Source organism: Kineococcus deserti, from assembly GCF_050871945.1.
Classification (GTDB): domain Bacteria; phylum Actinomycetota; class Actinomycetes; order Actinomycetales; family Kineococcaceae; genus Kineococcus.
This window is the reverse complement of sequence record NZ_JBJLSI010000050.1, coordinates 18,031-27,766: the sequence shown is the minus strand read 5'-3', so window position 1 is coordinate 27,766 and position 9,736 is coordinate 18,031. Positions and strand designations below refer to the sequence as shown.

At 72.8% G+C, this 9,736-nt stretch carries 10 protein-coding genes; 2 read left to right on the top strand and 8 right to left on the bottom strand.

The window, feature by feature from the left end:
* Positions 1-110 precede the first annotated feature (110 nt).
* From ACRYR2_RS23695 to ACRYR2_RS23680, 4 genes are all read right to left on the bottom strand, one after another.
* The gene (locus ACRYR2_RS23695) at positions 111-1,718 is read right to left on the bottom strand and encodes an amidase (protein WP_432565357.1); all 1,608 of its coding nucleotides are present in this window, start codon (positions 1,716-1,718) and stop codon (positions 111-113) included.
* A 131-nt stretch (positions 1,719-1,849) separates the two neighbouring features.
* Positions 1,850-2,761 carry a carbohydrate ABC transporter permease gene (locus tag ACRYR2_RS23690; RefSeq protein ID WP_432565356.1) on the bottom strand — a complete coding sequence of 304 codons (912 nt, stop codon included), beginning with the start codon at positions 2,759-2,761 and terminating at the stop codon, positions 1,850-1,852.
* Complete coding sequence (locus ACRYR2_RS23685) at positions 2,758-3,621, bottom strand: carbohydrate ABC transporter permease (RefSeq protein ID WP_432565355.1); 864 nt, start codon at positions 3,619-3,621, stop codon at positions 2,758-2,760. Before ACRYR2_RS23685 ends, ACRYR2_RS23690 begins: the two co-directional genes overlap by 4 nt.
* Before the next feature lie 13 nt (positions 3,622-3,634).
* Complete coding sequence (locus ACRYR2_RS23680) at positions 3,635-4,927, bottom strand: ABC transporter substrate-binding protein (protein ID WP_432565354.1); 1,293 nt, start codon at positions 4,925-4,927, stop codon at positions 3,635-3,637.
* 291 nt (positions 4,928-5,218) lie between these two features.
* Here ACRYR2_RS23680 and ACRYR2_RS23675 point away from each other — a divergent pair, with 291 nt between their 5' ends.
* Positions 5,219-5,413, top strand: a complete 195-nt coding sequence (locus ACRYR2_RS23675) for a hypothetical protein (protein ID WP_432565353.1) — start codon at positions 5,219-5,221, stop codon at positions 5,411-5,413.
* Positions 5,414-5,479: 66 nt separating this feature from the next.
* Here the strand turns inward: ACRYR2_RS23675 and ACRYR2_RS23670 are convergent, their stop codons facing one another.
* The 3 genes from ACRYR2_RS23670 to ACRYR2_RS23660 form a co-directional block, all read right to left on the bottom strand.
* Positions 5,480-6,175, bottom strand: coding sequence for an LrgB family protein (locus tag ACRYR2_RS23670; protein ID WP_432565352.1), 696 nt, complete (start codon positions 6,173-6,175; stop codon positions 5,480-5,482).
* Positions 6,172-6,585: a CidA/LrgA family protein gene (locus tag ACRYR2_RS23665; protein WP_432565351.1), complete on the bottom strand. Its 414-nt coding sequence runs from the start codon at positions 6,583-6,585 to the stop codon at positions 6,172-6,174. The genes ACRYR2_RS23670 and ACRYR2_RS23665 overlap by 4 nt, the downstream gene beginning before the upstream one ends.
* A 176-nt stretch (positions 6,586-6,761) precedes the next feature.
* Positions 6,762-7,529, bottom strand: a complete 768-nt coding sequence (locus ACRYR2_RS23660; protein ID WP_432565350.1) for a DUF4253 domain-containing protein — start codon at positions 7,527-7,529, stop codon at positions 6,762-6,764.
* A gap of 91 nt (positions 7,530-7,620) precedes the next feature.
* On the opposite strand from ACRYR2_RS23660, the gene ACRYR2_RS23655 reads away from it, so the two are divergent.
* Positions 7,621-8,577 (top strand): ABC transporter substrate-binding protein, encoded by a 957-nt coding sequence (locus tag ACRYR2_RS23655; protein WP_432565349.1) that lies wholly within the window; start codon positions 7,621-7,623, stop codon positions 8,575-8,577.
* 132 nt (positions 8,578-8,709) lie between these two features.
* Here ACRYR2_RS23655 and ACRYR2_RS23650 read toward each other — a convergent pair whose 3' ends face one another.
* The gene (locus ACRYR2_RS23650) at positions 8,710-9,720 is read right to left on the bottom strand and encodes a hypothetical protein (protein ID WP_432565348.1); all 1,011 of its coding nucleotides are present in this window, start codon (positions 9,718-9,720) and stop codon (positions 8,710-8,712) included.
* Between the last annotated feature and the right edge of the window lie 16 nt (positions 9,721-9,736).

Here is a 9,736-nt window from a genome sequence, read left to right as displayed (position 1 = left end):
CCCCCCCCCCCCCCCCCCCCCCCCCCCCCCCCCCCCCCCCCCCCCCCCCCCCCCCCCCCCCCCCCCCCCCCCCCCCCCCCCCCCCCCCCCCCCCCCCCACCGCAGGGGTTTCAGGAGAGCGGGCCCTCCTCGACGGTCAGGGGCAGGGCGCCGTTGCGCGGCAGTTCCGGTGTGGTCGCCGGGGCGCGGCGGTGACCGGTGGCCTGCTCGTAGGCGTAGGCCATCCCGAGCATCGTCGCGTCGGTGCCGCGCGGTGCGGCCAGTTCCAACCCGACCGGCAGACCCTGCGACGTGAAACCGGCCGGCACCGAGATCGACGGGATGCCCGTGTTCGCGCCGACGTCGCAGAACGTCGTTCCCGCCCAGTCCTGCGACGCCGGCGCCTCCGACGTCGGCATCGCCAGCGCGTCCAGGTCGTACTGGGCGAAGAACCCGTCCATCGCCCGCTCGCCCGCCTCCTGCGCGGCGACGGCCGCGTCGTAGTCGGCGTTGGGGACCTCCTCCAGCGCCAGCCAGGACTCGATCGTCTCCGGTTCCAGCGACGAGCGGCCGTCGGCCACGACGTCGGAGAACGTCAGCCGGTCGTACGGCGCGGTGAGCTCGGCCAGGCCCGCGGGCCACTGGGCCGGGGTCGCGGCGAAGAACGCGTCGATGCTGGGGCGCATGTCGATCCAGCCGCCGCTGGCCAGCTGCTGCTGGACGAACTCGCGGGTGAACGGCACGTCGACGATCTGCGCGCCCTGCGCCGCGAGGTCGGCGACGGCCTGGTCCACCAGGCCCGTGACCTCCTCGGTACCCGGCCGGGGCCCGTCGGCGGTGGACGTCGAGTAGTCCCAGTGGAAGTACCCGACCCGCTTGCCCCGCAGCGCCTCCGTCGACAGCTCGTCGTCGAGGGAGTCGTCGCCGGCCAGGACGGCGCCCAGCAGGGCCGCGTCGGTGACGCTCGTCGTCATCGGCCCGGCCACGTCCTGCCGGACCGACAGCGGGACGATGCCGTCGACCGGCACGACGCCCATCGTCGGCCGGAAACCCACCAGGCTCTGGTGCGCGCTCGGGCCGATGATCGAACCGCAGGAGTCGGTGCCCAGGCCCGCGGCCGCGAAGCTCGCGGCGATGCCCGCGCCCGTCCCGCCGCTGGACCCGGACGAACTCAGGTCCTGGTCGTAGGGGTTGTGCGTGTCCCCCGCGATCGAGCTGCGGGTGAACGTCCCGTGCCAGGCGAACTCGGACATGTTCGTCTTGCCGAGGACGATCGCGCCCGCGTCGCGCAGCCGTTCCACCGCCGCGGAGTCGTCGTCGGTCTGGTACGTCGCCAGCGCGACGCTGCCGGCCGAGGTGGGCATGTCGTAGGTGGCGTAGTTGTCCTTCACCAGCACCGGGACGCCGTGCAGCGGACCGCGGCTGATGCCGGCCTTCCGCTCGGCGTCGAGCAGGGCGGCGTTCTCCAGCGCCGTCGGGCTGACGGTGATGACCGCGTGCAGCCCCGGCTGGTCGGCGTAGGCGTCGTCGTAGGCGGCGATGCGGTCGAGGTAGGCCTGCACGAGGTCGACCGAGGTGGTCTCCCCCGCGGCGAGCATCCGCGCCTCGTCGGTGACGGTGAGCCCGACGACGGCGGGGAGTTCGTCCGACGGGGTGGGGGCGGCCGTCGCCGCGGGGGCGAGGCAGAGGGTCGTGGCGGCCAGCAGGGCAGCGGCCGTCCGACGGCGGTGCTTGGGCACGGGGGTCCTTCCGGTCAGGGGGTGTCGCGCACTGTAGGGACACCCGTTCCTGAGCACCAGCCCTGAAACACCCTCGCAACGACCACTGCCCCGCACAGCGGTCGCTGTGCGGGGCAGTGGGGCAACGGGAGTCAGGCCTTGACGGCTCCCCCGCCGAGGCCGGCCACGAGGTACCTGCGCGCGGCGACGGCGATGAACGCGATCGGCAGCACCAGTGCGATGCTCGCCGCGGCGAGCAACTGGTAGGTCGACGTCTCGTCGGCCCCGCGCTGGGCGGCGATGAACACCGGGATCGTGACGGCGTCGTTCTGCGTCAGCGTCAGGGCGATGAGGTACTCCTGGAACGCGACGAGGAAGGTGAACACCCCGGCCGTCACCAGCCCCGGACCCATGACGGGCACGATGACGCGGCGGAAGGCGCCCAGCCGGCTGCAGCCGTCGACCATCGCCGCCTCGTCCAGCTCCTCGGGGATGTCCCGGAAGAACCCGACGAGCAGCAGCAGCGTGAACGGCATGTTGACCGCCACGAACGCCGCGACGAGCGCGATGTTCGTGTCGTACAACCCCACCGCCCGGGCCGCCTCGTACAGCGGCAGGACGACCGCGAAACGCGGCACCGTCCGCAGCACCACGGCCAGCACCAGCAGGACCGGGCCGATGATCCCGGCGTACCGGGCGAACGCGTACGCCGCGGGCGCCCCGACCACCAGCATCACCAGCACCGCGGCCACCGCCACCAGCAGCGTGTTGAGCAGGATCTCCGCGAAGCGGGTTCCCCGCCACAGGTCGCCGAAGGCGTCGAACTGCGGGGTGAACGACCAGGTGGGCGGGTTGGTGAACGCCGCCCAGAACGGTTTGACCGCCGTCAGCCCGGCCCACGCGAACGGCATGAGCATGCCGAGCACGACGGCCGCCACGACGACCGTCACCGCCAGCGTGGTCAGGCGTTCCCGGCGGACCTTCGCGGCCCGGGCCCGCTGGTTCTCCGCGAACCCGGGGCCAGTCGGCACCGACAACCGGTCCGCACGCGCACTGGTGCTCACAGGGCCCGCGCCCCCTTCCAGGTCGAGCGGAGGAACGGGATCAGCAGCACCAGCGTCACGACCATCGTCAGGACGTTGACGGCGCTGCCCATGCCCAGCCGGAAGCTGTCACCGAGCGCCACCTGGTAGACGTACGACATGAGCGATTCGGTGCCCAGCTGCTCGGCGGCGGGGGTGATGATGCGGATCGCGTCGAACACCTTCAGCCCGTCCATCACCGAGATCAGCAGCACGAAGGAGAACACCGGCGCGAGCGCGGGCACGACCAGGTAGCGCTGCTTCTGCCACCAGTTCGCGCCGTCCAGGCTCGCGGCCTCCATCGGTTCGGCCGGCAGGGTCTGCAACCCGGCCAGCAGCACCAGGACGACGAACGGGACCTCGTGCCACAACGCGTGCAGCACGACGAGCGTGCGCGCCGGCCACGTCTCCACGAGCCAGTTCACCTGCAGCCCGAACACGTCCAGGAGCCGGTTGACCGGGCCACCGAACACGTCGTTGAACAACCAGGAGAAGTCCAGCGCACCGACCACCGAGGGCACGATGTAGGACGCGAGCAGCAACCCCAGCAGGACGGTGCGGCCCCGCCGCACCCGCGCCAGCAGCAACGCCAGCGCGTAGCCGAGGGCCACCTTCAGCACCGTGGCCACGAGCGCGAACCCGACGGTGAACACGGCGGCGTTCCCGAACCGCGGACTGGTCAGCAGTTCGGTGTAGTTCGCCAGCCCGTTGAACGTCCCCGGCTGCCCCACCGGGACGTTCTGGAAGCTCCAGACCACGGTCGTGACCAGCGGCACCAGCAGCAGCGCCGCCATGAGCACCACCGCCGGCCCGGCCAGGGTGAGGAAGTCCTTGCGGCGCACCCTCAGCGCACCCTCAGTACCCGGCGGCCGCGATGGCCGCCACGGCCGCGGCCTGGGCGGCCGCCGCACCCTCCTGCGGGGTGGTCCCACCGGTCACCGCGGCACCGATGGGCGCGCCGAGGGCGGTGTAGACGTCGGCCATGTACGGGACCTGCGGCAGCGGTTCGGCGTCCGGCAACGCCGCCAGCGCGGCGTCCTTGACCGGCAGGTCGGCGGCGTCGGCGATGTCGGTGCGGGCCGGGATCGTCGCCTCGGACGCGGCCTTGGCCGCGCCCTCGCCGGTGCCGATGCAGGTCAGCTGGAACAGCAGCTCGGGGTCCACGGCGGAGTTCTTCGCGATGGAGAAGCCGTCGACCGACAGGTACGTCATCGGCAGGCCACCGGGGTCGACCGACGGCGGGACGGCGAAGGCGATCTGGTCGGCGAACTTGCTCTTGTCGAGGTCGGTGAGGTCGGCGACGCGACCGGACATCAGCATCCCGAGCGCGGCCTGACCGGTCTGCAGCTGGGTGATGACCTCCGGGGAGGAGAAGCCCATCACCTGGTCGCTCATCACGGGCAGCAACGAGGCCAGGGCTTCGATGGCCCGCACCGACAGGTCGGTGTCCAGCGTCGGCGTCGCCTGACCGTCGGCGAACAGGTTGCCGCCCAGGGAGTGCAGGGCCTGGTTGAACTGGCTGGCGATGTCGCCCGAGGGGTTGTACGGGATGGCCAGCGGCGCGGAGATGTCGGTCTGCTCCTGGATCGCCCGGGCGACGTCGAGCAGTTCGGCGAACGTCGTCGGGACCTCCTTGCCGACCTGCTCCAGGACGTCCTTGCGGTAGACCAGGACGGCCACGCCCCAGAAGGTGGGCAGCGTGTACTGCTTGCCGTCGTAGGCGACGGCCTCCAGGAGCGTGGGGTCGATGCCGTCGAGGGCGTAACGCTCGGAGTTGGCGGCGATCATGTCGTCGAGCTGCACGACCCACCCGCGGTCGGCGTACAGGGGCCGGATGCTGCCGTAGGTCTCGACGATGTCGTAGCTGGCCTGCGAGCCCGAGAAGCTCTGGACCGCACGCTGGTGCTGGCCGGCGAGGTCGGTCGGCGGAAGGTTCACCACGAGTTCGCCGGTGGTGCACCCGTCGGACATGGCCTTGGAGAAGGGATCCGTCGCGGTGCTGGAGTAGGCCAGCACGTTCACGGTCGTCGCGCTCTCCGGCGCGTCGATGTCGCAACCTCCCGCGGCCCCGTCCCCGGTGACCTCGGAGCCGGCGCCGCAGGCCGACAGCAGTCCCAGGGAACCGGCGGCGGCGAGGCCGAACAGCACGGAACGACGAGCGGGCAAGGGGGAACGGCCGACGGACACGGGACCTCCGGGAGTCAGGGGACGCCACGACGTCCCGCTCGCAACCGCTGGTGCCCCGGTGGTGGCGCACCCGACTCCCGGTTGCGGCACGGCGGACAGCGTTCAACACCGGCCGTGTCTTGACCGGTGACGCAGCGGCTGCGTCGATCTTGGTGACGGTCACGGTACCGCCCGCCGCCCCCCACCGCAGAACCACCGCGCAGCCGCCGCGCGCGAGGTGCGGCGTGGCGCGCCGGTACCTACCGTCGAGACATGACCGAGCAATCCGGAGAGCCGAACCTCGACGACGTGATCGAACCGGAGATCGCCGCTCCCAGGGACCGGCAGGAGCACGGCAAGATGCCGCCGCGACCCAACGACGACGAACTGGAGCAGCGCGTCGAGCACGAACGCGAGGAACTGGGCCTGACCGAACCGCACGAGGACGTTCCGCCGGCCACGGACTGACACGTCCGCCCAGGCCGCACGGGCCCGTGACCAGCCCGGCCGGTGGGAGGGGCGCGGCTGACGGGATCAGGAGAACGCCTGCGCCACCACCGGCAGGGCGATCGTCATCGCGAGCGCGTTGAGCACCATCGCCGCGCTCGACCACCCGCCGGCGACGTCCGACTCCGCGAGCGCCCGCGAGGTGCCGATCCCGTGGGAGACCATGCCGATCGCGAAGCCGCGGGCGCGGGGGTCGCGCACGCGCACCCGGTCCAGCAGCCACGGCCCGACCGTGGCGCCCAGGACACCCGAGACCAGGGTGAGCACGACCGCCAGCGTCGTGTTGGCGCCGATCGTCTCCCCCACCGTCAGCGCGACCGGGGTGGTCACCGAGCGCGGCAGCGTCGTCAGGACCAGGCCGTCGTCGGCGCCCAGCGCGACGAGGGCACCGACCGTGACGGCCACGCTGACCACTGCGGTGACGAGCAGGGTGGCCAGCACGGCGAGCCGGTCGGCGAGCAGGGCACGCCCCGAACGCAGCAGGGGCAGCGCCAGCGCCACCGTGGCCGGCCCGAGCAGCAGCGTCAGGACCGACACCGAGGACAGGTACTCCTCGTAGCCGATGCCGAGCAGTTCCAGGGCGACCGAGACCACGACCATCGCCACGAGCACGGGGGCCAGCAGCGCCGGGCGCCCCAGGCGGCGGTGCAACTCGCCCGCCCCCAGGTAGGCGGCGAGCGTCAGGGCCAGCCCGAAACCCGGCGCGTGGACCAGTGCGGTCACGACAGCACCTCGCGGTGCAACAGCTTCTGCAGCACCACGCCCGCGACGACCAGCGCGGCGGCGAAGGAGCCGACGACGGCCAGCGCCAGCGGACCGGCGGAGTCGACGATGGTCGACAGTTGCGTCAGCGCCCCCACCCCGGGTGGGACGAACAGCAGCTGCAGGTGCTTCAGCAACGGTTCGCCGGCCGGTTCGGCCCGGCGCACGAACCCCGGGAAGCGGACGCCGACGACCAGCAGCACGACCAGCCCGACGACGGCACCCGGGACGGGCAGGCCGACGAGGTCGACGAGCAGGGTGCCCAGCAGCTGCAGGCCGAGCAGCAGGGCCAGCGCGGCGAGCACCGCCGGGACGTGCGGGGACCAGCCACGTGCGGGTGGCGGAGGGGCGGCGGACACGTCGTCGGACACGTGGTCAGGGTGCACGATGACGCCGTGACGACCAGCCGCTGGTCCTCCCCCCGCCGTCACGGTCTCGCGCACCTCCCCTCCAGGCTCTCGACCGCCTCCAGCGGCTCCCTGCTGTCGACCGGTTCGGCGCTTGCGTGAGGGCACGTCTCGCGGCGGACCGGTGTCAGACGGGCCGGTCAGTCCCACCGGAACCGCCACGCCCACGCCCCGACGAGGTCCTCCGCGTAGGCGCGGACGTCCCCCGGGCCGTCCTGCACGACCGCGTCGCAGCAGAAACCCAGGTGCTCGACGGCCACCGCGAGCGCCTGCGCCGGCGTCGAGGGCGGCGCGGCGACGCTGACCTGCACCGTGTCGAACCCCATGCCCACCAGGCGGACACCGAACCGGTCCTCCCAGCTGCGCAGGACCCCGGACAGGTCCGCCGGGTCGGTGTCGTGGTTCACGGCCCCGAACCAGCCCAGGGCGCCGGGCACGTCCGCGCCGCGTTCGACGTGGACCAGGCCGAGGTGGCGCGGACCGTGCACGAGCAGTTCGCCGGCGAACTGCGCCGCGGCGAGGGCCGGGTCGGCGACGGGCGTCAGCGCCGGGGACGAACCCGGCCACGCAGGATCCGGGTCCTCGTCCCCGAACGCCTCGGCGTAGGCCTCGGCGAGGAACGCCTCGGTGTCCCCGGGGGCCCAGTTCCGCACCGGCGCGAACTCCCCCACCCGCCACGGGCGCTCGACGTCGTCCCCGTCCAGCCCCTCCAGCAGGACGGGCCAGCACCCGGTCGAGGAGTGCGCCGCGGCCAGCCGGGCCCACTGGCCGGCGACCGCCGGGGCGTCGGAGACCCAGAGCACCGGGCCGGACGAGGGGTCGTGGACGGGCGCCACGAGCCGGCCCGCGGGCAGGTCCGGAACGGCGGCGACGAGGTCGGCGAGGTCGGCGGGGTCGGTGCGCGTCACCTCCCCACCGTCGCAGGTGGCAGCGCACAGGAGCAGCTCAACGATGGGTTAGGGTAGCCAAACCTACCGACCTCACCCCTGGAGATCCCCCGTGCGCAGACGCGAGCTCCTGGTCCTCACCGCCTCGACCGCGGCCCTCGCCGCCTGCTCCGCGCAGGAGAGCACCGCCGACCCCGGGCAGACCACCCCGACGTGGTCGTACACCAGCGGTTTCGACCGCACGGTGACCCTCGACGCCCTCCCCGAACGCATCGTCACCGACGCCTACAGCGCCGCCTCGCTGTGGGACTACGGCATCCGCCCGGTCGGCGTGTTCGGCTACGGACTGGAGCAGGACGCCTCGCCGCTGGCGCTCGGCGACGTCGACCTGTCCGGCGTCGAGGTCGTCGGCCGCGGCGGTGAACTGAACATCGAGGCGCTCGCGGCCCTCGATCCCGACCTGGTCATCGGCTACGGCAGCGCCCGCAGCGAGGGCTGGACGTGGTGGGAGGACGGCACCACGCAGGCCGTGACCAACATCGCCCCCTTCCTGGCGGTGAGGTTCTCCGGGATGCCCGTCGAGGACGTCGTCGAGGAGTACGCCGCGCTGGCCGAGGCCCTCGGCGGGGACCGCGCCGCGACGGACGCCGACAGGGCGCGCTACGCCGAGAACCTCTCGGCCCTCGACGCCGCGGTGGGACGGGGACTGACCACCATCGCCCTCAACGGCGACACCAGCGCGCTGTACGTCGGCGGGCCGGACATCGCCCAGCTGCGACTGCTCGCCGACCACGGCGTCACCCTCGTCGGCCCCACCCCGCCCGAGGACAGCCCGTGGGCGGAACTGTCCTGGGAGAACGTTCCGGACCACCCCGCCGACGTCGTCCTGGCCTACGTCGGGTCGAAGGAACTGTTCGCCGGCTCCCCGGTGTACACCGCGATGCCCGCCGTCCAGGCCGGTCAGGTCGTGGAGTGGGACGACAAGCAGCCGTTCACCTACGCCGCCTACGCGGACTGGCTGGAGCAGGTCGTGGCGACGTACTCGGCCGCGCGCGACGTCACCGCCTGACCGGACTGTGCTCGATCAGGGAAGTGCTCGATCACCGGTAGGGGTTGGCGGGCGAAACCCCACCCCGTGATCAAGCACTTCCCTGATCGAGCACTTGTGGAGCGGGCGTGCGGGCCAGGCGCGCGGGCGTGCTCAGCGGATCCGGCGCAGCCGCGCGAGGTCGGCGTTGACGATCCCGAGGAGCGCGAGGTCCACGACCAGCCCCGCCGTCGCGGCGAACTGCGAGGCCGCGAACAGGAACACCTGCGTCAGCAGCAGCGACGTGAGGACCGACCGCTGGAACGACTCGACGGCGGCCCGCCGCCCGCGGCGACGTCCCTGCCACAACCCCACCGTCGTGAACACCAGCGACACGCCGGCCCCCAGCAGCACCCCGACGATCGAGACGCCGTGCGGGTTCTCGGCGTGCCACAACCCCAGGACGACGAACGTCGCCCCCGCCGTCTGGGCGAGCAGCAGCGCACCCATCGCGGGCAGCGCGAACCTCGAGGAGGACACCGCCGCGAAGGCGTCGGCGACGTGCTGGTACACCCCCTCGAGCCGTTGCGGCACACCGGGAGTGCGGGTTGGCACGCGTTCCAGCAACGAGCGCAGCTCCGCCGCCCCGGGCTGGTCGCCGACCTTGGCGAGGGAGTGCAGCACCTCGGCCCGGCGGTGTTCGGACAGCCGGCCCGCCAGACCGTCGACGAGGACGTGCGCCGCCCCGGCGACCCGTTCGGCGTCCGAGGGAGGCCGCCGGCGCCGCCCGTAGTGCGCCCCGACGACGAAACCCGCGAACACCACGTACATGATCGCTGCCGACGGCTCGAAGAAGTAGTCGTTGTCGGAGGTCACGAACTTCCCGACCTCGTCGATGAACAACCCGAAACCCACCCCACCGAGCAGGGCGGCCGACGGCCGGGGCCCCGGGCCCACGTACGACAGCAGCAACCACATCGCCGCCAGCATCAGCAGGCCACCGGGCAGCACGTGCGCGACGTGCAGCCCGGTGTCGCCGCCGATCTGCGGGTACCCGGACAACGCCAGGAACAACCGCGTGACGAGGATCGTGGAGACCGCCGCCACGACGAACGTCGTCAGGTGCTGCACGGCCTTGGCGCTGCGGACCAGGTCGAGGTGGAACAGGTGGCTCAGGCGGGACACGCCGGAACCGTAACCA

Excerpts from the sequence above, each read along its gene's own strand:
- ACRYR2_RS23675 (WP_432565353.1), top strand. The coding sequence starts at position 5,219 with ATGACCGAGCAATCCGGAGAGCCGAACCTCGACGACGTGATCGAACCG.